The sequence below is a fragment of the Salinicola peritrichatus genome, from assembly GCF_003206715.1.
GTDB classification, from domain to species: Bacteria; Pseudomonadota; Gammaproteobacteria; order Pseudomonadales; family Halomonadaceae; genus Salinicola; species Salinicola peritrichatus.
The window spans coordinates 1-21,690 of the sequence record NZ_PZJU01000044.1 but is presented as its reverse complement, the minus strand read 5'-3'; the positions used below and the strand labels follow the sequence as shown (position 1 = coordinate 21,690).

The window sequence follows — 21,690 nt, the reverse complement described above, 5'->3', positions numbered from 1 at the left end:
GTCGCGGCGGGCGCCACCGAAGGCGGCATCGAAGCCGTACTTGTCCAGCGCCATCTTGAGCGACTGGGTCTTCATGATGTCGGTGTACTTGGCGCTGCCGTGATCGAACGGGTTGATGCCGGCGGCGCGGCCTTCCTCGTTGATGTGCTCGATCAGTTCCATGCCCACTTCCGCGGCCATCTTGTCGCGGAACTCGATCATTTCGCGGAACTTCCAGGTGGTGTTGACGTGCATCAGCGGGAACGGCGGCGGGCCGGGATAGAACGCCTTGCGCGCCAGGTGCAGCATCACCGAGGAGTCCTTGCCGATCGAGTAGAGCATCACCGGGTTGCGGAACTCGGCGGCGACCTCGCGGATGATGTGGATCGACTCCGCCTCGAGTTGCTTGAGATGAGTCTGTCTTCCTGCGCTGAGTTTAGACATCGTGTGTTCCGTCAAATTTAAGCTTCGAGATACGGGCCTCGGGTTTCGAGCAGCTCGGTGATATATCCATTACGCATTGCTCACTGCTCGCAGCTCGTTGTTCGCGGCTCATAGCTCGTCGGAAAAGAATTGTTATCAAACCGCTCAGTGCTTTTACGAGACTTTTCGAGATCCTTTTTCGGCCAAATAACAGGCGGGAGTCAAATATTAAATTTATGACAAGTAAGCACTTGTAAAGCCATCAACCCCTTTCTTTCACACATCCCAAAGCCAGAGCCATCGCAAAAATAAAGCGGTTTGTCCTGATATTTTTAACTCTAAGCAAGCCGTTGTTTTATAAATGAAAAAACACTATCAAGCGTTGATTGAAAGCGTAAAAATCAGCAAACACCGATAGCCCACCCTCATCCCGTTGAAGGAACGGGTTAGTGCCGTTGTCGTTCAAGTTTCTTCGTCATTCATGCAGGATGTGAGTGAAATAAATACCTCAAATACAAAACTCAACGTATGGCTTTTTTAATACTCTCGATGCCGAATTTTACCCCAGAAAACATTGCTTACATTTACCCTATTCATTAACGCCTTAAGCATTTGAACCGGTAATATCGACCTCCTCACCGGAAGGAAGCGAGACACCTTCCCAAGCGCCGATTGCGATACACTATGCGGACGATTGCCTAACGCTCCGAACTTGCGTAGCGTAGCCACCCATTTGACGACGGACCGCTCCCCTTCCGATCCATGTACAACGATTCGACTGTCACGCGACCGTCTTCCGCCCGCGTGGCCGGTTACCTTTCCAAAGGGCTGGCACGGTGGAACATCATTCGCTGCCTATTGCCGGAATACGACCGCCTGGTTCACCTCAAACGGTGCCTCACGTCGGGTAGCCGGCAGCCGGTGGACGCCATCCTCGGCTGGGGGCTGAAACCGACCTCCACCAGGGCAAGACGCCTGGCGGCACAGCGCGGCCTACCCTATGTCGCCATCGAGGATGGCTTTCTGCGCTCGCTGGGCCTCGGCGTCAATTACTCCCAGCCTCATAGCCTGGTCGTCGACTACAGCGGCATCTATTACGATGCGACCCGCCCTTCCGACCTCGAACATCTACTGAACGAGGCGATGTTCACGGCGAGCGAGCTCGAGCGTGCCGAAGGCGCCATGCGGCGTCTGCGCGAGCTGCGGCTGTCCAAGTACAATCACGCGCCTGACCGGCCGCTGGCGCCTGCCGGTCGTCCGCGAATACTGGTGGTCGACCAGACCCGCGACGACGCCTCGATTACCCATGGCCTGGCTGATGCGACCTCGTTCGATGCCATGCTCGAACGGGCGATCGCCGACCATCCCGACGCCGAAATCCTGATCAAGACCCATCCGGACGTGATCGCCGGGCGCAAGCAGGGTTATCTGACACAGGCAAAGACGCATCCCCGCTGCCGGCTGATCGGCGAGGACATCAATCCGTGGGCGCTGATCGACGCCGTCGATGCGGTCTTCGTCGTGACCAGCCAGTTGGGGTTCGAGGCGTTGATGGCGGAAAAGCCGGTGTACTGCTTCGGCATGCCGTTCTACGCCGGCTGGGGGCTGACCCGGGATACGCTGCGCTGCGAACGCCGCCAGCGTCGGCGTACACTGCCGGAACTCTTCGCCGCGGCCTATCTGCGCTACTGCCGTTACGCCAATCCTTACACCGGACAGGCGTCGACGCTCGAGACGACGATCGACCTGATCGCCGACCAGAAACGTCAGCGCGATCGGCTGGCCGGACGCTGGCTGGCCATCGGCTTCTCCAGTTGGAAGCGCGCCTTCGTCAAGGATTTCCTCGGCCCGGCTTCCAGCGTGCACTTCGTCCGCGGCGACCATCCGCTGGCACAGCAGGCAGACGGTCATGACCGATTGGTGGTGTGGGGGCAGAAAGTCACTGATGAGATTAAAGATTTTTGCGCCGCCAACGATATACAGCTATGGCGCATGGAGGATGGCTTCGTACGCTCGGTCGGGCTCGGTGTCGATCTGACCCGGCCGCTGTCGCTGGCGTTCGATTCCCGCGGCCTCTACTACGACGCCAATCACACCAACGATCTCGAGCAATTGCTGGAGCACAGCGAGTTCGAGCCGGCACTGCTGACCCGCGCGGCACGCTTTCGCGAACGTCTGATCGAGTTGAAGTTGTCGAAGTACAACGTCCATGGCAAGACGCCCCCACATCTACCGCGAGAACGCATCGGTTCGAGGCGAATCGTGCTGGTGCCCGGCCAGGTCGAAAGCGACGCCTCGATTGCCCAGGGATCGCCGGAGATCAAGACCAATCAGGCGCTGCTGGAAGCGGTGCGTGAAAACCGGCCGGATGCCTTCGTCATCTACAAGCCGCATCCGGACGTGGTCTCCGGCGCTCGCGTCGGCGTGATCGGCAAATCCGCCCGTGGCCTTTTCGACCTCGAACTGGTCGACTGCGACATCATCGACCTGATCGACATCGCCGACGAAATTCATACCATGTGCTCGCTGACCGGTTTCGAGGGGCTGATGCGCGGTGTCGAAGTGCATACTTATGGACTGCCTTTCTATGCCGGCTGGGGGCTGACACATGACCGTATCCGCTCACCGCGACGCCAGCGCCGTCTTTCCCTGGATGCATTGATCGCCGGCTCGTTGCTGGTCTATCCGACCTATGTCGATCCCGCCACCGGGGAGTTCTGCAACGCCGACACCGCGATCGAGCTGATGCAGCAGCAGCGCTCGCGTTACCGCGGCTTGCCGATGCGCGTGCGTCTCTACCGGCTCTATCGCAACCTGTTCTCCAGAAGGCAATGATTTGACGACGAACAGAAAGCATTTCCTGTTGCTGCAAGGGGTCTGCTCGCCGTTCTTCAATCGGCTCGGGGAACGGTTGCTGGCGGCGGGACATTCGGTTACCAAGGTCAATTTCACCGTTGGCGACAGCGTCTACTGGCGCCTGGGCAACACCTGCGTCTACCGCGGCCATGCCGAGAACATCCCCGAGTATCTACAGTGTGTCTGGGAGAAGTACGGCATCACCGACCAGGTGGTCTTCGGCGATCGCCGCCCGGTGCATCGCCGCGCCATATTGGCCGCCCGCGGACGCGGCATTCGCAACCACGTCTTCGAGGAGGGTTACTTCCGGCCCTACTGGGTAACGCTGGAGCGCGAAGGCGTCAACGCACACTCGCTGCTGCCGCGCGATCCCGACTGGTATCGCGAAGCCGGCAAGCGCCTGCCAAGCGTCGGTAGGCCGAAGCCCTTTCCCAACCAGTTCCACATGCGCGCGCGTCACGATGTGCTCTATCATCTCGCGGGCGTCGCCAACCCGTTCCTGCATCCGCACTATCGCAATCATGCCCTGGTCACCGCGCCAGTGGAGTACGCCGGCTTCCTGCTCCGCAAGGCGCGTATGCCCTACCTGAAGCGTCGCGACGATCAGCGCATGCAGGATCTGTTGGCATCGAAACGGCCGTTTTACCTGCTACCGCTCCAGCTCAAGAGCGACTCCCAGATTCGCTACCACTCCGATTTCAAGAACATGCAGGAAGTGATCGGCAAGGTGGCGGCGGCGTTCGCCTTCAACGCCCCTTCGGATGCACGGCTGGTGATCAAGAACCACCCGCTAGACATGGGCCTGGCGCACTATGCCCGGCTGATCAAGGTATTGACCCAGGAGTACGACCTCGGCGACCGCCTGGTGTATCTGGAGGGCGGCAACCTCGAAGCCCTGCTCAAGCAGGCCAGCGGCTTGGTGACCGTCAACAGCACCGCCGGCAACGTCTCTCTCGGCTTCGGCTGCCCGACCCATGCCCTGGCTTCGCCGATCTACGACATGCCCGGGCTGACCCACCAGGGCACTCTCGACGATTTCTGGCAAAATGTGCCCAAACCGGATGCCGAGCTCTTCCGAGCCTATCGGCGCACCGTTGCCCAGACCGTACAGATCAACGGCGGTTTCTACTGCAACCCCGGGATCGCGCTGGCGTCCCGGAATGCCCTGCAGGCGCTGGAACGCCAGCGCTCGCCACTCGAACAACTCATGGATGAGATCGGCTCATGACACGTATCGTCATCACCGGCGCCACCGGGGCCATCGGCACGGCATTGGCCCGGCACTATGCCAGTCAAGGAAGTGCCGGCTCCAGTCAAGGAAGTGCCGGTCAGGGAAATCAGCTGATCCTGCATGGTCGCCGGACCGACGTCCTCGAGCAGGTGGCCGAGGCGTGTCGCCGGCGCGGCGCCAGCGTCGAAACCAGCCAGGTCGACCTAAACGACGATGATGCGCTATTCGGCTGGCTCGATTCACTCTGCGAGCCGACGCCGCCGGATATCGTCATCGTCAACGCCGGCATGAACATCAATATCGGCGAGGACGGTCGCGGCGAGTCATGGGATGACGCCAGCCGACTGCTCCAGATCAACCTGCGGGTGCCGATGGCGATGGGGAATTTCCTCGGCAAGCGGATGCGCGCGGCCAAGCGTGGCCAACTGGTCCTGATGAGCTCGCTCGCCGGTTATCATGGCCTGCCCGTCACCCCCAGCTACAGTGCCAGCAAGGCCGGTGTCAAAGCCTATGGCGAAGCCCTGCGCGGCTGGCTGGCGCCGCATGGTGTCGGCGTCAGCGTGGTCATGCCGGGTTACGTGAGTTCGAAGATGTGCCATGAGATGCCCGGCCCCAAGCCATTTCTGTGGCAGCCCGAACGCGCCGCCAAGCGCATCGCCGACGGCATCGCACGCAATCGCGCACGAATCAGCTTCCCCTTCCCGCTCAATTTCGGCTGCTGGTGGCTGGCCGTACTGCCGGCGGCGGTCTCCCAGCGTCTGCTCAAATGGTTCGACTACGGCGAAGGGACGCATTGATGGCACATTGGTTTTTGGCAACGGTTACCGCGCTCGTACTGAACTCGCTCTTCGAACGACTGCTGAAGCCGCGCCCCCGAGCGTTGTGGTTGCGCGCGCCTTCGGCGATCGGCGTACACCTGGCCACCAGCGCGCTGCACTTCGCGTTCTGGCTGCTGGTCGTCCAGCGCCCGTGGTTCGCCGTGGTCATTGCGGCCTCGCTGCAGATGCTGGTGATTCAGGTCAACAACACCAAGTCATCGTCGCTTCGCGAGCCATTCCTGTGTCAGGATTTCGAGTACTTCGTCGATGCCGTTCGTCATCCGCGCCTCTACATTCCCTTCTTCGGCATCGGCCTGACCATCGCCGCCAGTACCGCGGGCGCCATCGCCATCGCCATCGGCTTCTGGCTGGAGCCCTCGCTGTTCGGCCGCCCCGATGCGCCCTGGTCGCTGCTGGCGACATTGATCCTGGTCGCCGGCTCCAGCGTCGTGCTCGCGCTGCTGCTGCCTCGGCTTCCCGGCTGTACGCTGGAGCCCAACGACGATCTGGTGCGTCTCGGGCTATACCCGTACCTGTGGGCCTACGGCCTGCTCACTCGCCAGCCCATCGATGCCCAGGAAAATTCCGAGGCCTTCGCGGCCCCCGCCACGCCGCCCGACCCCGCAGCGTTGCCCAACCTGGTGCTGGTTCAGAGCGAATCCTTTTTCGACCCGCGTGACTGGCACCCGGCGATCCGCCGCGAGATTCTGGACGAATACGACGCGCTGATGGGCGAGGCGCTGCAGGCCGGCCGTTTCGACGTGCCGGCCTGGGGCGCCAACACGGTCCGCACGGAGTGCGCGGTCTTGACCGGCCTCACTCCCGAACATCTGGGCGGGCACCGCTTCAATCCCTACCACCACCTCGCCAGGCATGACGTCCGCAATCTCGCCGGCGCGCTCAAGCGGCTCGGCTACCGGACGCTATGCATTCATCCCTACCCCGCCAGCTTCTACCTGCGGGACAAGGTCTATCCGCGCCTGGGCTTCGATGAGTTCATCGACATCGCCGCGTTCGACGCCAGCGATCGCGACGGCCAGTACGTCGGCGATCTCGCGCTGGCGGCCAAGGTTCAGGACTTCCTGCAGGTCGACGGCGATAAACCGCTGTTCATTTTCGTCATCAGCATGGAAAATCACGGCCCGCTCCACCTGGAGACACCGGATCCGGCCGTCGCCGAGGCGTGGGTCGAAGGCAATGTTACGAGTGGTTGCGAAGACCTCACGGTTTATCTAAGACATCTGCGCAACACCAATAGTATGCTTTCCCTGCTCAGGGACTCTCTTCAGAAGGGTGGAAGGCAGGGCATGCTGGCGTTCTATGGCGATCACGTGCCGATCATGCCAAAAGTCTACGCACGGCATGGCGAGCCAGATGGTTTGACGAACTATTTCATCTGGCAGACCAAGCCACATTCCGGCGATAACGTGCGAAGGACCATCCCGGCCGATAAGCTGGGAACAACAATTTACGACAGAATCATCGACCGTACGTGAATGGCGGTGCGAATTGTGCAAGACGTAGCCGAATCGCTACGAAGCAAGGAGTCCCAATGACCAAACGCGTTGCCATCATCGGCGCGGCTCACCGGTTCCCGAGCGCCCCGACCTCACAACGTTTCTGGCAAGCGCTCAAAGCCGGCGAGGACCTCGTCACCACGGTCGCGGACGACCGCTGGGGGCTGGAGGCTTACCGCCATCCGGACAAGCAGCATCCGGGTACCAGCTATACTTTCGCCGCCGGCAGTCTCGGCGACATTTCGGGCTTCGACGCCGCCTTCTTCGGCATCTCGCCGCGCGAAGCCGCCCAGATGGACCCGCAGCAGCGTCTGTTGCTGGAGATGGCCTGGGAAGCGATGGAAGATGCCGGCATCCCGCCGCAGCGCCTGCGCGGCAGCCAGTGTGGCGTGTTCATCGGTATCGCCAGCCTCGACTACTCCTATCGCATGGCCGACGACATGGCGGCGATCGATACCTCCACCGCCACCGGCAACACCTCGAGCATCGCCTCGAACCGCATCTCCTACGTGTTCGACCTGCACGGCCCGAGCATGTCGCTGGATACCGCCTGCTCGTCGTCGCTGGTCGCCTTCCATCAGGCCTGCCAGTCGATCCGCAGCGGCGAGACCGATATCGCCCTGGCCGGCGGCATCAGCCTGCATCTGCATCCCTACGGCTTCATCATCTTCTCCAAGGCGAGCATGCTCTCGCCCACTGGCCGCTGCCAGGTATTCGACGAATCCGGCGACGGTTACGTGCGCTCCGAAGGCGGCGGCGTGTTCCTGCTCAAGGACTACGACAAGGCGGTGGCCGACGGCGACCGCATTCTCGCCGTGGTGGCGGGCAGCGGCGTCAACACCGACGGCTACAAGAAGGGCCTGACGGTGCCCAACGCCGACGCCCAGGTGGCACTGATGAGCCAGACCCTGGAGCGCGCCGGGCTGACCCCGGACGATCTCGACTACCTGGAGGCCCACGGCACCGGCACCGCCGTCGGCGATCCACTGGAGACCCGCGCCATCGGCGCGGCGATCGGCCGGAAACGCAGCCGGCCACTGCCGATCGGCTCGGTCAAGTCGAACCTCGGTCACCTCGAGACCGCCTCCGGCGTCGCCGGGCTGGCCAAGGCGCTCTACGCCCTGCGCGAGCGCGAAGTGCCGGCGACCATCGGCATTCGCAAGATCAATCCGCGCATCGATCTCGAAGGCTGGAACCTCGACATCGTCGACAAGCCGCGTCCGCTCAAGGCCGAGGGCACGTTGACCGTCGGCGTCAATTCGTTCGGGTTCGGCGGCGCCAACGCCCACGTCATCCTGCAGTCGCCGCCGGAGACGCCCAAGGCGGAACCAGCGGAGTCCTACGCCCCGACCCGGCACCTGCCGCTGTGTCTCAGCGCGCGTAGCCCGGAAGCGCTGCGCGAATTCGCCGGCCGCGTCAGCGACAGCCTGACCGACGGCGACGTCTCGCTCTACGACGCCGCCTACAGCCTGGCTTTCCGCCGCGAGGCGCACCCCCACGCCGCGGTACTGTTCAGCGACAACCCGGCCGACGCCATTACCCGGCTCGATGCCCTGGCCGCCGCCGAGAGCGTGCCCGGCGCCGCCATCGGCGAGCGGGTCGAAGCCGACTCGGTCGACAACGCTTTTGGCCCGGTCTTCGTCTACACCGGCAACGGCTGCCAGTGGCAGACGATGGGCAAGACGCTGCTCGCGGAGTCACCGGTATTCGCCGCCGCCGTCGACGAGGTCGATGCGCTGTTCCAGCGCCATGCCGACTTCTCGCTGCGCGCCGAGCTGGACGGCACGAATCAACAGGATGAAACCGGGGACGAGGACCGCCTGGCGCGTACCGAGATCGCCCAGCCCGCCCTGTTCGCGCTCCAGGTCGGCCTCACCCGGCTGCTCGAAGCCGAAGGCGTGCGCCCGGTCGCGGTGACCGGCCACAGCGTCGGTGAAGTCGCCGCCGCCTGGGCCTGCGGCGCGCTGACGCTGGCCGATGCGGTCAGCGTGATCTTCCACCGCAGCGCCGGCCAGGGGCGTACCCGTGGCAGCGGCGAGATGACCGCGGTCGGCCTCGGCGCGGAGGCGATGCAGGGCTGGCTCGACGATCCGGACGGTTCCAAGGACGGTTCCAAGGACTATGCCGATATCGTCATCGCCGGCGTCAACAGCCCCAAGGGCGTCACCCTGGCCGGTCCCTCGGCATCGCTGGAACGGCTGGAGGCCGCGCTCTCCGCCGAGCGCATCTTCGCCAAGCGGCTGGCGCTCGACTACGCCTTTCACAGCCCGGCGATGGACCCGATCCGTCAGCCGGTGATCGACGCCCTGGCGAACCTCGCGCCGACTCGCGGCGACCTGCCATTCATCTCCACCGTGACCGGCAAGGCGCTCGACGGTAGCGAACTCGGCGCCGAATACTGGTGGCGCAACATCCGCGAGCCGGTGCAGTTCGCGCCGGCCATCGACGCGCTGATCGACACCGGCGCGCGCACCTTCGTCGAGATCGGCGCCCAGCCGATCCTGCGCCGCTACCTCACCGACGCCTTCGCCGCGAAGTCCGTCGAAGGCAGCGCCATCGGCACCCTGGCCCGCGACGACGACGGCGCCAGCGCGATCGACAGCAGTCTTGCCGCCATGCTGGTCAGTGGCGCGGTGTCGCCGCACGCCTGGTTCCCAGTCGCCGGCCGCTTCGTCGCCCTGCCGCATTACCCGTGGCAGCGCGAGCGCTACTGGGCCAAGCCCACCGGCGATTCCCAGGGTCTGATGGCGCGCCATTACGAACATCCGCTGCTGGGCTATCGCCTCGCCCGCCAGGGATTGGCGTGGGAAAGCCAGCTCGACGCCCGGCGCCTGCCGTGGCTGGCCGATCACCGTGTCGGTGACGCCACCGTCTTCCCCGGCGCCGGTTTCGCCGAGTTGGCGCTGGCCGCGGCCGCCGCCTGGAAGGCGACGCCGCTGCTCGACGTCGAGGCGCTGGAGATTCTGAGTCCGCTGCTGCTCGATGCCCCGCACGGCAAGAAACTCCAACTGGAGATTCAGGAAGCCGACGGCAGCCTGACCATGAAGAGCCGCGAGCCGGCCAGCGAGGATCCGTGGACTCTCAACGCCCGCGCGCGCATCGCCACCCAGACCCGTGGCCTGTCATTGACGCGACGCGGTACGCCACTGCCCGAGCGCCCGGCGGATTTCACCCGCGAGCAGCATCTGGCGATGGCGGCCCATGTCGGCCTGGATTACGGCCCCGGCTTCCAGGCGATCAGCGAGGTCTGGGTCGAGGACGACTGCGCCCTCGGGCGTATCGATCTGCCGCCGGCGATTGCCGAGGACCAGCGCGACTGCCTGCTGGCACCGGGTATTCTCGACAGCGCCTTCCAGCTGTTCATCCCGCTGCTGGCCGATGAACTGGCCGCCGCCGGCGGGCTCGCCTTCGTTCCGGTACGCCTGGAACGGCTGCAGATCCGAGCCGACGCCGCGCCGCCGGCATCGATGGAAGTGCGTCTGGTCAGCCGCGCGCCCCACTCGCTGTGCGCCGAAGTCGCGCTGTTCGACGCCGACGGCAACGCCGTGGCGGTGGTCGAGGGCGCCCGCTTCAAGGCGGCCCGCCTGCGTCACGCGACCCAGCACCGCCTGAGCTATCTCGATCATCGGCTGGTGCCGGCACCGCGTGAGGCGGCTGCCCTGCCGCTGGACGATGCCACCGCCGAGCTGGCCCTGGGCCAGTTGAAGGAGCGCTATCGCGACGTCACCGGCGGCCGCTACGGCGAAGAGGTCGAACCGCTGCTGGATACCCTGGTCGCGGCCTTCCTCGACGAAGCGCTGCGCCGCCATGCCGATGCCGACGGCCAGCTGATGCAGGGCCGCTTCGATGCCGGCTCGACGGACCTGCGCCGGCGCCGTCACGACCTGATCAAACTGGCCCTGGCTACCGGCGTGGTCAGCGAAACGCCGGCCGGCTGGCAACTGCGTGAAGCGCAGGAGATCGACGCCGCCACGATCTGGAACCTGCTGATCCGCGACTACCCGGACTACGCCGCGCTGACCCACAGTGTCGGCCGCTTCGGGCTGCATCTGGCCGACTGGCTCGATGATCATCTTGATAGCCGGGCCTCGCTGGGGGTGGATGCAGCGCGCCTGGCGCAGCTGGTCCAGGCCGCCGTCGGCGAACGCGGCTGGTTCGCTCTGGCCGAGACCTGGCAAGGGCAGTACCGGATGTCGCTGGAACTGCTGCCACCGCATCAGCGTCTGGTGATGCTCGAAGCCTCGGCGTCCCGGCCACAGCTGGGCGAACGCCTGATGGGCGCAATCCACGGTGATCGGGCGGCCTTCCGCTTCGTCGCCCTGCGCGATAGCGCGATGAGCGAGGCGGAATCCCTGGCCGAGCGCGATGCCCGGGTCGAACTGCTGACGCCGAACGCCCCGGCCCCCGTCATTGGCGCCAATGTGGCGCTGGTGACGCTGGACGGCACCCAGGGCGAAATCGATGCCCTGCTGCAATGGCTGCCTCAACAGTTGGCCGACGATGCCCAGATCGCGTTTCTGGCGCTGGGCGATACGGACTGGCAGTCGTTCCTCTCGCTGGCGCTGGATGCCGCGTCATCAAACGGCACGCAAGCCGCGCCATCAAACGGCACGGAACCCGGTTCGCTGCCCGCCGACCTGAACACGACTTGCCAACGGCTCGAAGCCCTCGGCTATCGCCAGATCGAACGCCACGCGCTGGAGAGCGAACAAGGCGGCCTGCAACTGCTGACCGCCCAGGCCCCTCTGGCGACATCGGCCACCGCTGCCGAATCCGCCGCCGGCGACTCGACGCCCGCGACGCCGGATCACTGGCTGGTGGTCAGCGACGAGGCCTCGCAATGGCTGGCCAAGGCGCTGGTCTCCCGTCTGGAGACACTGGGCGAGCCGGTCACCCATGTGGCCGATTCTTCCCTCGCTCCGGAAGTCTTGTTGCCGAGCGCGACGGATGCCGCGGCGACCCAGATCCTCGACCTGCGTGGACTCGCCAGCGATGCCGAAGCCCGTTGCGTGCTGGCCGCGCAATGGCTGCAGAGTCTCGAGGCGAACGCCAGCCCGGCGGCTCTGTGGCTGATCACGCTGGGTGTCGGCACGCACTGGCCTTGTCCGAGCGGACAGCCCGGAGGCGCCGCGCTCTCCAAGCAGCCCGGAAGCGCCGCGCTCTCTATGCGACCCGAAGATGCCGCGCTCTCTATGCGGCCCGAAGACGCAGCGCTTTCCAAGCTGCCCGCAGACGCAGCGCTTTCTAAGCTGCCCGAAGACGCAGCGCTTTGGGGCTTCGGCCGATCGCTGCAGAACGAGGCGTGCAGCCGTCAGGTGCGCTTGCTCGACCTGCCGCCGATCAGCCGCGATTCGCTCTCCGGCGAGGTGCTGGATGCGCTGCTGTTCGAGCTCGGCGTGCCCGATGCCGAGACCGAGATCGTGCTCGATGGCGATGGTCAGCGTTGGGTTCCGCGCCTCGGCCTGCAACCCGCGCCGGGTACCACCCCCGCCGAACAGGCGAGCGACGACGAGACGGCCGGCGCTCGCGCCGTCAGCCTGGGCTTCGAGCTGCCCGGCCAGTTGCGCCACCTGCGCTGGCAGCCCCACGATCTGCCCGCGCCGCAGGCCGGCCAGGTCGAGATCGCGGTCAAGGCCACCGGCCTCAACTTCCGCGACGTGATGTACGCCCTCGGCCTGCTCTCCGACGAAGCGATCGAAAACGGCTTCGCCGGGCCCACCCTCGGCCTGGAATTCGCCGGCGAGGTGGTACGCGTCGGCGATCCCGACAGCCCGCTGCGCCCCGGCGACGCCGTGGTCGGCTTCGGCCCGGCCAGCTTCAGCGACCGGCTGATCGCGGATGCCAACGCCGTCGCGCCGATTCCGGCCGAGATCGGTTACGCCGCCGCGGCGACGATTCCGACCACATTCTTCACCGTCTACTACTCGCTCAAGCATCTGGCCCGGCTGCAACCCGGCGAACGCCTGCTGATCCACGGCGCCGCCGGCGGCGTCGGCCTGGCCGCGATCCAGATCGGGCGCTGGCTGGGAGCGGAAATCTACGCCACCGTCGGCTCGCCGGAGAAGCGCGACTTCCTGCGCCTGATGGGCGTCGAGCGACTCTACGATTCGCGCAGCCTGACCTTCGCCGAGGAGATCCTGCACGACAATGCCATGCTCGAAAATGGTGGAGAGGATCGTAACCTCAGCGGTCCCGGCGTCGACGTGGTACTCAACTCGCTGGCCGGTGAAGCGATCAACCAGAACCTGCGCGTGCTCAACCCGTTCGGGCGCTTCATCGAACTCGGCAAGCGCGATTTCTACGAGAACACCAAGGTCGGCCTGCGTCCGTTCCGCAACAACCTGAGCTATTTCGGGGTCGACTCCGACCAGTTGATGCGCGAACTGCCGAAGCTGACCGGCGAGCTGTTCGGCGAGATGATGACGCTGTTCGCCGACGGCACCCTCTCGCCGCTGCCCTATGTCGCCTTCGGCAGCGACCGCGTGGTCGAAGCCTTCCGCTACATGCAGCAGGCGCGCCAGATCGGCAAGGTGGTGGTGACCTACGAGCGCCCGCCGCAGATGGCGCCGGCGCCGGCGGAAGACGCACCGTTGACGCTGGACGCCGAAGGCACCTACGTGGTCACCGGCGGCCTGGGCGGGTTCGGCCTGGCCACCGCCGAATGGCTCGCGGCCAAGGGCGCCCGCCGCTTGCTGCTGCTTGGCCGCCGTGGCCCAACCACCGAAGAGGCCCAGGCCGGCATCGTGCGCCTGGAAGCGCTCGGCGTCACGGTCGGGGCCCGCGCCTGCGACGTCACCAACGCCGAGGCGCTGAGGGAGGTATTGGCCGAGGCCCGCGAACTCCTCGGCCCGATCAAGGGCATCGTCCACGCGGCCACGGTGATCGACGACGGCCTGATTCGCAATCTCGACGAAGCGCGTATTCGTCATTCGATGGCACCAAAGCTCGAAGGCGCCCGTCATCTGGATGCGCTGACGACGACGGATCCGCTGGACTTCTTCGTCGTCTACTCCTCGGCGACCACGCTGTTCGGCAATCCGGGACAGGCAAGCTACGTCGCCGCCAACCACTGGCTGGAAGCCTTCACCGCCTATCGCCGGGCCCGGGGCCGCCCGGCCACCGTGGTGCGCTGGGGCGCGATCGAGGACGTCGGTTTCCTCGCCCGCCACACCCAGACCCGCGACAGCCTGCAGGAACGCCTGGGCGGCCAGGCGCTGACCTCGCAGGACGCCCTCGGCGTACTCGAACGCATGCTGGTGGCCGACGTGCCTTCGCTCGGCGTGCTCGAACTCGACTGGCGAGCCCTGGCCCGTTTCCTGCCCACGGCGGACGCGCCGCGTTATCGCGAGATCGCCCGCACCGCCAAGGACGACGGCGACCAGGAAGGCGACGACGACCTGCAGCAACTGCTGGCCAGCCTGTCGCCGGAAGCGCTGTACGACACGCTGATCAGCGTGCTCAGCAAGGAGCTGGCGAAGATTCTGCTGATCGACGAGGAGAAGATCGACATTCATAAGTCCGTCTACGACATGGGCTTCGACTCGCTGATGGGAGTCGAGCTGGTGACCGCGCTGGAGTCCCGCCTGGGCATCCAGGTACCCGTCATGGTATTGAGCGAAGCCGGCACATTGGCCAAACTGTGCGATTACCTGATCCTCAAGCTGCGCGGCGACGATTCCGGAGCCGACAGCGAGGACGAAGTGCGCAACAGCCTGGCCGCCCAACACGGAGTCAACGAATTGCAGAATCGCTTTAATGAGCCGCAAAGCGGCCGTGGGGCCGGGGAGGCCAAATCGTGAGTCATCCCCGGGACGCTCTCAAACAGCGCCTGCTACAAGAAGCTCGTCAACGTCGCCAACAACGTCCGGAAGGGGAAAGTACGCCCAAGCCATCCGCTGGCGGCGTCGATGAGCGCTTTACCCGCTTCGACCGCCACCCTGGCTACCAGCAGCTCAAGCTGATGCGCGAAGGCGGCCAGCGGCTCGGCATTCCCGACCCGTTCTTCAAGGTGCACGAAGGCACCGCCGGCGCCACCACGATCATCGGCGGGCATGAATGCATCAACTTCGCCAGCTACAACTACCTCGGCCTGGCCCATCACCCCAGGGTGATTCAAGCCGGCGTCGAGGCGTTGGAGCGCTACGGCAGCTCGGTTTCCGCCAGCCGCCCGGTCTCCGGCGAGCGCCCGATTCATCAGGCCCTCGAACGCGCCATTGCCGAGACCTACGAGGTCGAGGATGCCGTCGTCTTCGTCAGCGGCCATGCCACCAACGTGTCGACGCTGGGCTACCTGCTCGGCCCCAAGGATCTGCTGCTGCACGACGAGTACATCCACAACAGCACGGTGGTGGGCGCGCAGCTCTCCGGCGCTCGCCGCATGAGCTTCGCCCACAACGATCCCGTCGCGCTGGAGGCGTTGCTGGCACGCCACCGGCGCCAGTTCGAACGTGTGGTGGTGGTGATCGAAGGTCTCTACAGCATGGACGGAGACGCGCCGGACCTGAAACGCTTCGTCGAGATCAAGCAGCGCCACCAGGCCTGGCTGATGGTGGACGAGGCCCACTCCTTCGCCGTGATGGGCGACAGCGGGCTGGGACTGCGGGAGCATTGCGGGGTACCGGCCCGCGACGTCGATATCTGGATGGGCACGCTCTCCAAGACGCTTTCGGGATGTGGCGGCTATATCGCCGGTTGCCGCGAGCTGGTGGAGATGCTGCGCTACTTCGCCCCCGGCTTTCTCTACAGCGTCGGTATGCCGGCGCAGGTCGCGGCGCCTTCGCTGGCCGCGCTGGAAGTCATGAAAGCCGAGCCGGAACGTCTGCAGCGCCTGCACGAAATCTCGCGCTACTTCCTGGAACAGGCCAAGGCGCGCGGATTCGATATCGGCGAGAGCATCGGTGTCGCCGTCGTGCCGGTGATCGTCGGCAGCTCGGTGCTCGCCGCCGGGCTATCGGACGCCCTGCTCAAGCACGACATCAACGTGCAGCCGATCCTGCACCCGGCGGTGCCGGAAAAGAGCGCCCGCCTGCGCTTCTTCCTCAACTGCGATCATACCCGCGAGCAGATCGACCACACTCTGGACGTTCTCCAGGCGGAGTGGAAAGCGCGTACCAACTGATCGCCCCGCCCTTCTCACGGGCTGAACGCAACGCGGCCTTGCCATGGAGGATGGCAAGGCCGCGTTCGTTACGCTTTGTCTGAAAAATACCTGCGCTCACCCATACTGTGTTAAAAATCGGCTCAAAATGCTCATTTACACCCTCGTAAACTCCGCTTTTTCGCCGATTTTGATTCGCTACGCTCACCCTTCGGGCCAGCCTTCGGCTGTTACTCCCTATGGTCGTTGCGCCTTGTCTGGCCATCGCTCGTCGATTTTTCAGACAGAGCTTAAACAGCGCATCAAACCCGGATGGGTTCTTCCTTAGGCATGTAGCGGGTGCCATTCAAGCATTTCAGCGCTTGATCGCGTTCCGGGGTGGTGAGCATATCCTTCAGCAGAGACACAGCCTGCTGCGCTCTGGCCAGAATATTGACTCTGTCCTGCGCAACCAGGTTCTCATGGTCGATGGCTTCCAGGAATTTTCGTTTTTCCCGGTCATAGATTCCAAATTCAGTCTCCGGCCAACGAAAACGGAGCCGACTTGCCGCATTGCGGCGGGAAGAGCGATAACTGGGACGGTTGGTCTTGAGCTGTTGCCTCTGGGAAGGACGGCCACGCAGCAACGCCGCCAGATACTCGTCCTCGGAGCGATACATGCGATGGACCACATAGGCCCGCTTGGGCGCGATGACCGATTGGCTGGCCAGTTGGGCATTCTTTTCATCAAATTCCATTGGCTCCCCATTGGGGTCGACCGCAATCACACCGTTGTTGAAGACGGGATAATGAATTCTGACTCGCCTGACCCTCACGCCACGGAGAGGAAACAGGGTTTTCAAGTGCGACGAGACCTTATAATCGATATCGCTCGCCAAAGAGCTGAACGGTTCGTCTCGGCCCAGTTCGCAGTGCCACAGATGGCAGATGGGCTTGGGCCTTCCGCTGGCTATCTCTGTCACCAATTGATCGACAGAAGTTTTGAAATCATCCGGCACCCAGAATTCATCGATATCGAGAAACATCAACCAATCGACCTGTTGCTGCCGCGATTGATACAGCCCCTGCGCATACGCGATCGTCTGAAGTTTCGAGCTTACGTTGAAGTCGCACTGGTCGATCCAATCGATGAATTCATAAGTGACCTGGGGGTATTGCCGATTGATCCGATCCAGAACCTCCGCCGACGAATCCGACGTGCGGTTGATGAATACATGAATCGAATCGAAACCAAAATGAAGGTGATGGAAAACCCATTCCGCCAGATACGGCCCTTCATCCTTCGCCACGGCACAAATTTTGATCGTTGGTTTCGTCATGACCCATCCCATCGAATGTGAACGCTGATTAGTCGCGTAGATGTCGTGAGTGTGCACGGCGTTTTCGAAATGAGAGCCCATTGGCAGAACTGGCTTGCACCGGTTCCCCATTGGTCGCTCATCGTTCCGGCCAGCGTTTTGCCACTCGTTTTTTCGAGGTTGGGGTAACGTAACGTAATGGGCAATATGATTTATTTCACACGAAAACAGTGAAACCTAAGTTCTGACTGAAAAGTCGGACTTCATCAGGCGTCTCCGTCGAGCAAGCCATGCCAGGGATTTTCATCGGCAGACGGCGTGCCTGCTTCATCGGTGCCGCCCTCGAGCAACCGCTGGACAGCCAGTCGCTTCTCTCGCGGGATCAGCATCAATTCCGCATTCAGCCCTTCGGCAACGAGCGTGAGCGTTTCCAGCCGGGGATTTCCCCCGCGCTCCAGACGCTGGTACTGCTGACGAGTCATCCCGATGCGGGCCTGCATGTCCTGCTGCGTCAGATCGAGGAAAAGTCGTCGTCGCTTGATTTGCTCGAGGAGAGACATGGATGGCGATGTCATATCCGGCTCCCTTAACCCGCCTGGCTATGTTCGAGAAATAGATAGCAACACATATATTGCTTTAAGGTCAAAATAGCAACGTATTTATTGCATTCACACGCCCACTCAAGACCGAACCTTCAAAAACGCGGAAAGCAACCCGAAGGTTGCTTTCCGATTCCGTATTCCTTGTCCCAACACCTGAAGGGCAGCGCGCCGACGACCAGGTCAATGCTTCAGTTCGGCCCGTAGCTTGCGAAAAAGCAATACGTTCAGGCGTGTCCTTGCTGACGTGATCAATGTCGTAACTCTGCTCTCAGTTCAGCAACCTCGGAAACGGATAGCCCCGTAGCACTCGATATGGTCTCGTCGGCTAACGAGGTTTCACGTATCAGGTTACGAGCCGTTTCCAATCGGGCCTTCTCTGCTCCTTCCTGACGGCCTTCCTGACGACCTTCTTCAAGCCCCTGCTGCTTCCACTGCTCGGGCCATTTCTTCGCGCGTTCGGCTAGCATGTTGTGTACCTCGCTTAAGTCATCGAGCGACTGCCACTCGGTCCCTTCGTTTTCGGGTACCCAGCTCGGTAGCAGTACGCGCCTGATCCAGATGACAAAGTGCCGGCGTAGCTGGGAGGAAAAGAATCAGCGCGAGGGCCACTGGCGAGCCGTATGTACCAAGGCCATCACCCATACCGTGTTTTTCGCCTCGTCTACCTCATAGACGAGGCGGTAATTTTCATGCGGAATCAGCTCGCGAGTACCTGGCACTATTCCCAAGCGGCCGAGTGTCGGGAAGTCGCCAAGCTGTTTAGCGGCATCGCTGAAAAGCTGGTCCATCTTGAGCGCCGCATGGGGATTCTCGTCAGCAATGTAATCGATAATGTCGGCGCGGTCTTGTCTTGCCGCCGCTATCCAGCGGACCTTCACAGCCCGGTCCCAGCGGCGCGTCTCAGCAGCTCGGCACGACGGGCCTCAGCCTCGGCTTCCACTTCCTCGTCAGAGAAGTGCTGACCCGCGTCTCGCTGTGCCCGTGCCTGTTCGACCTTCCGACGCATATAATCGTCGTATTCGCGCGCCTGCCTGCGTTGCGCGATGTAATCGCGCATCAGCTCGCGCACGACCTGGGCGGCAGGCCGATCAGCGGCCCTCGTTTCCTCAAAGAACGTGTCGCGCAGCTCTTCTTCCAGCTTCATGGTAAAAACTTTCGTCGCCATAAAAGAACCTCCTCTGGGCTATACCCAGTATATACTCAAGCATTACCTTATAGCCAAAACACCGTTGAGGTACCGACTTTAAATCCCTCAGCCGCCCGGCCAGTGGCGCCCCAGCCAGCGCAGCAGCGGATTGGTGGAGTCTCGGCAGAACCGCTGCGGCGCTTCGCGGAACTTGCGCCATTTGCGCCGCGCCGGAGAGATCGGTGCCGGTGCATCCTCCTCCGCTTCCAGAAAGCGCCGGCTGTGATAGCCGATCGCCGCCAGCTCCGAGCCGATTTTCGCTTTCTGGCCAGCGGTGAGACGATCCGCTTCCAACTTCTCGGCCAGCTTGCGGGCGCTCTGCACGTGGCGCAGCAGGCGCCTGGGCATTTCGTGATAGTTCGCCTCGATACGGAGCTGTTCGAGAACGTCCGTCAGCTCCTGGGTGAGTTCCCGGGCCGAGTCGCGGCGACTCATCAGGCGCTCCATGGCGGAGAACGGCAAGGAATCCACCGAATCCGCCCTTTCGGTTTCACCGACCAGCCCGCGAGACCGCGCCAGGTTGACCATCGCGGCTTCGGGAACGTTGGCCGGGTTGGGCGGCACGAAAGGAAAGTAGTCGAGCACCTTGGTTTCCTGCTCACGCACATCGATCATCGCGAACCCCGCCCACCGCCAGAGCGCCCGCAGCCGGGAAGGCTCGATGGCCGCCAACTGCTCGTTGAGCGCCACGAAATATAACTCGGCATCCTCGATTCGCGGGTAATCCTCGGCTTCCCCCAGATAGTCGCGCAGATACGCCTCGGCCAAATCGATTTCGGCCAGCTCCCGCTCCAGGCTCTTCTCGTCCGGCAGGCGATAACTCTCGAGAATGCGCTTGACCGGCAGCTTCAACACTTCCCGCTGGCGGCGCAGTTTCAAGCGGCGGTTGATCCAGGTGTACGCCAGCTTGGTCTCCGGGGCCAACTGCAGCGCCGACTCGACATACTCGATATCCTCGGCGGTGGCGTCCTCGGGCATCACCGTGGCGCGTACCTGGCCGAAGGCAGCGTAGCGCTCGCGATCCTGCTCGTGGAGCGCACGCATGGCCGCCAATCGCCGGTTGCCATTGACGACGACACCATCGTAAGTGAGCAGCAAAGGCTCGGTCTGCTGGGCCTGGCGCGCCAGTTCCTCGTAGATGGAACCCTGCGGATCCCGGGACAACGGTAGCAATAGCTGCTGAAGCGCTTCCTGTACCCATGGCTGATCGATCCGCGCTGAGAACTCACGCTCGCCGATCCCCTGCTCACGCAGATATTCATGAAGCCGAGTGATCAACCGGCCATTTTCCGGGCGAAACAGCGGCAGATCGATCGGCACCTCGACCACCGGCATCTCGCGATACTCGCCACGGAAGAGCACGTAGGTTCCGCGGGCGGATGCCTGCTGCAGAGCCGATTGAATCTGGCGTGCGGCATGTTCGCGTGTGGTCATTGCCTGCTCCTCCTCCGGGCCGGATTCAGGCTCATGGCGAGCGCGGCCCACCCTGCCTTCGTCCATACTCGGAGAAAAGCATAGTCAAGGCGGCGCAATTGACGCGAGATGAACCAGGCCCTCAGAAACGCAGAAAGCAACCCGAAGGTTGCTTTCCAGTAGACGAATCATGTCAGCGAAGCCATGAATACAATATGCTATATTGAATGCAGAAAGAATTCAGTCGTGCTAACCGCATGCAACAGAGGATGATGAGCCATGGGCATGATGACAATCAGAAGTATTCCTGACGAAGTACACAATGCATTGAGGGCACGGGCCAAGCGGCATAACCGCAGCACCGAAGCCGAGGTACGAGCCATCCTGGAAGAGGCCACACGGCCGGAAAAACGCCTTCACATGGGCGATGCTCTGGCGGCTCTGGGACGCAAGGTGGGGCTGACCAACGAAGACGTTGCGCTATTCGATCAGGCGCGCGACAAGACACCTGCCAAGCCTATGAGGTTTGAATGATCGTCCTTGATACCAACGTCGTTTCCGAGGCGATGAAACCCAAACCTAACCCGGCTGTCAGAGCTTGGCTCAACGCGCAATCGGCCGAAACGCTATATTTGTCCAGCGTTTCGCTGGCAGAGCTATTGTTTGGCATTGCGGCGCTGCCTGACGGGAGGCGCAAAGACATACTAAACGAGGCCCTGGATGGTCTTATGGAGCTGTTCATGGGGCGAATTTTACCCTTTGACACCAAGGCTGCCCGCAAGTATGCCGAACTGGCCGTCACTGCCAGAACCGCCGGACGTGGTTTTCCTGTTCCGGATGGGTACATTGCCGCCATTGCCGTATCACAGGGCTACCAGGTTGCCTCCCGCGACACGGCTCCATTCGAGGCTGCAGGCGTAGATATCATTAACCCCTGGGAAACCTAACCGTTCCGAAGTAAGCGCTCCATAAACCCCATCTTCTCGGTCCGATCCGCTCCCCGCAGACTGATGTCTTTCCATTGACGGAGAGCATCATGAGCGAGCTGACCTCGACGCAAGCCTTCTGGTTGGGCCATCTGTTTCACGCCTCATCCCGCGAACTGGCTCTGTGTGATTACGCGGCGGAGCAGCATCTCACGCTGGCCGAGTTGATGACTTGGGAAAAGCGCTTGCAGGTTCAGGGCATCGACGTACCGCCACGCCATCGACCGGCGCGCTTCGTCGCTGTCACGGTGGCGTCATGATCCGGCCCGCCCGACTTCGACACT

At 63.1% G+C, this 21,690-nt stretch carries 16 protein-coding genes; 9 read left to right on the top strand and 7 right to left on the bottom strand.

Annotation, left to right across the window (positions count from 1 at the left end; all coding sequences use genetic code 11):
- Positions 1 to 423, bottom strand: a 423-nt coding sequence (gene cysD, locus DOM57_RS15590) for a sulfate adenylyltransferase subunit CysD (RefSeq protein WP_162619565.1), incomplete at its 3' end; no start/stop codon positions are given.
- A 741-nt stretch (positions 424 to 1,164) separates the two neighbouring features.
- Here cysD and DOM57_RS15585 point away from each other — a divergent pair.
- From DOM57_RS15585 to DOM57_RS15555, 6 genes are read left to right on the top strand one after another with little or no spacing between them, the layout of a single operon-like run.
- Positions 1,165 to 3,237 (top strand): capsular polysaccharide biosynthesis protein, encoded by a 2,073-nt coding sequence (locus DOM57_RS15585; protein ID WP_110650111.1) that lies wholly within the window; start codon positions 1,165 to 1,167, stop codon positions 3,235 to 3,237.
- Between the two features lies 1 nt (position 3,238).
- Positions 3,239 to 4,486 carry a capsule biosynthesis protein gene (locus DOM57_RS15580; protein ID WP_110650110.1) on the top strand — a complete coding sequence of 416 codons (1,248 nt, stop codon included), beginning with the start codon at positions 3,239 to 3,241 and terminating at the stop codon, positions 4,484 to 4,486.
- Positions 4,483 to 5,286 carry an SDR family NAD(P)-dependent oxidoreductase gene (locus DOM57_RS15575; protein ID WP_110650109.1) on the top strand — a complete coding sequence of 268 codons (804 nt, stop codon included), beginning with the start codon at positions 4,483 to 4,485 and terminating at the stop codon, positions 5,284 to 5,286. The genes DOM57_RS15580 and DOM57_RS15575 overlap by 4 nt, the downstream gene beginning before the upstream one ends.
- A complete protein-coding gene (locus tag DOM57_RS15570; RefSeq protein WP_162619564.1) occupies positions 5,286 to 6,803 on the top strand; it encodes an LTA synthase family protein in 1,518 nt (505 codons plus the stop codon). The genes DOM57_RS15575 and DOM57_RS15570 overlap by 1 nt, the downstream gene beginning before the upstream one ends.
- Positions 6,804 to 6,859: 56 nt before the next feature.
- Positions 6,860 to 14,623, top strand: coding sequence for a type I polyketide synthase (locus tag DOM57_RS22370; RefSeq protein ID WP_239496264.1), 7,764 nt, complete (start codon positions 6,860 to 6,862; stop codon positions 14,621 to 14,623).
- On the top strand, positions 14,620 to 15,942 hold the full coding sequence (locus DOM57_RS15555) for an aminotransferase class I/II-fold pyridoxal phosphate-dependent enzyme (protein WP_110650107.1): 1,323 nt from the start codon (positions 14,620 to 14,622) through the stop codon (positions 15,940 to 15,942). Before DOM57_RS22370 ends, DOM57_RS15555 begins: the two co-directional genes overlap by 4 nt.
- Before the next feature lie 281 nt (positions 15,943 to 16,223).
- Here DOM57_RS15555 and DOM57_RS15550 read toward each other — a convergent pair whose 3' ends face one another.
- The 6 genes from DOM57_RS15550 to DOM57_RS15525 all read right to left on the bottom strand — a co-directional run bounded on the left by DOM57_RS15550 (position 16,224) and on the right by DOM57_RS15525 (position 20,441).
- Positions 16,224 to 17,240, bottom strand: a complete 1,017-nt coding sequence (locus DOM57_RS15550) for a glycosyltransferase family 2 protein (protein ID WP_162619563.1) — start codon at positions 17,238 to 17,240, stop codon at positions 16,224 to 16,226.
- Between the two features lie 245 nt (positions 17,241 to 17,485).
- Complete coding sequence (locus DOM57_RS15545) at positions 17,486 to 17,794, bottom strand: helix-turn-helix domain-containing protein (RefSeq protein ID WP_204352998.1); 309 nt, start codon at positions 17,792 to 17,794, stop codon at positions 17,486 to 17,488.
- 275 nt (positions 17,795 to 18,069) lie between these two features.
- Positions 18,070 to 18,288 (bottom strand): RpnC/YadD family protein, encoded by a 219-nt coding sequence (locus DOM57_RS15540; protein ID WP_110650105.1) that lies wholly within the window; start codon positions 18,286 to 18,288, stop codon positions 18,070 to 18,072.
- Between the two features lie 126 nt (positions 18,289 to 18,414).
- Positions 18,415 to 18,699 (bottom strand): type II toxin-antitoxin system RelE/ParE family toxin, encoded by a 285-nt coding sequence (locus DOM57_RS15535; RefSeq protein ID WP_110650104.1) that lies wholly within the window; start codon positions 18,697 to 18,699, stop codon positions 18,415 to 18,417.
- Complete coding sequence (locus DOM57_RS15530) at positions 18,696 to 18,986, bottom strand: antitoxin of toxin-antitoxin stability system (RefSeq protein WP_204352997.1); 291 nt, start codon at positions 18,984 to 18,986, stop codon at positions 18,696 to 18,698. The genes DOM57_RS15535 and DOM57_RS15530 overlap by 4 nt, the downstream gene beginning before the upstream one ends.
- An 87-nt stretch (positions 18,987 to 19,073) precedes the next feature.
- Positions 19,074 to 20,441: a hypothetical protein gene (locus tag DOM57_RS15525; protein ID WP_110650103.1), complete on the bottom strand. Its 1,368-nt coding sequence runs from the start codon at positions 20,439 to 20,441 to the stop codon at positions 19,074 to 19,076.
- 258 nt (positions 20,442 to 20,699) lie between these two features.
- On the opposite strand from DOM57_RS15525, the gene DOM57_RS15520 reads away from it, so the two are divergent.
- The 3 genes from DOM57_RS15520 to DOM57_RS15510 all read left to right on the top strand — a co-directional run bounded on the left by DOM57_RS15520 (position 20,700) and on the right by DOM57_RS15510 (position 21,666).
- Positions 20,700 to 20,954, top strand: coding sequence for a FitA-like ribbon-helix-helix domain-containing protein (locus DOM57_RS15520; protein ID WP_110650102.1), 255 nt, complete (start codon positions 20,700 to 20,702; stop codon positions 20,952 to 20,954).
- Complete coding sequence (locus DOM57_RS15515) at positions 20,951 to 21,367, top strand: type II toxin-antitoxin system VapC family toxin (RefSeq protein ID WP_110650101.1); 417 nt, start codon at positions 20,951 to 20,953, stop codon at positions 21,365 to 21,367. Before DOM57_RS15520 ends, DOM57_RS15515 begins: the two co-directional genes overlap by 4 nt.
- A gap of 89 nt (positions 21,368 to 21,456) precedes the next feature.
- Positions 21,457 to 21,666: a hypothetical protein gene (locus DOM57_RS15510; protein ID WP_239496263.1), complete on the top strand. Its 210-nt coding sequence runs from the start codon at positions 21,457 to 21,459 to the stop codon at positions 21,664 to 21,666.
- The last annotated feature ends 24 nt before the right edge of the window (positions 21,667 to 21,690 follow it).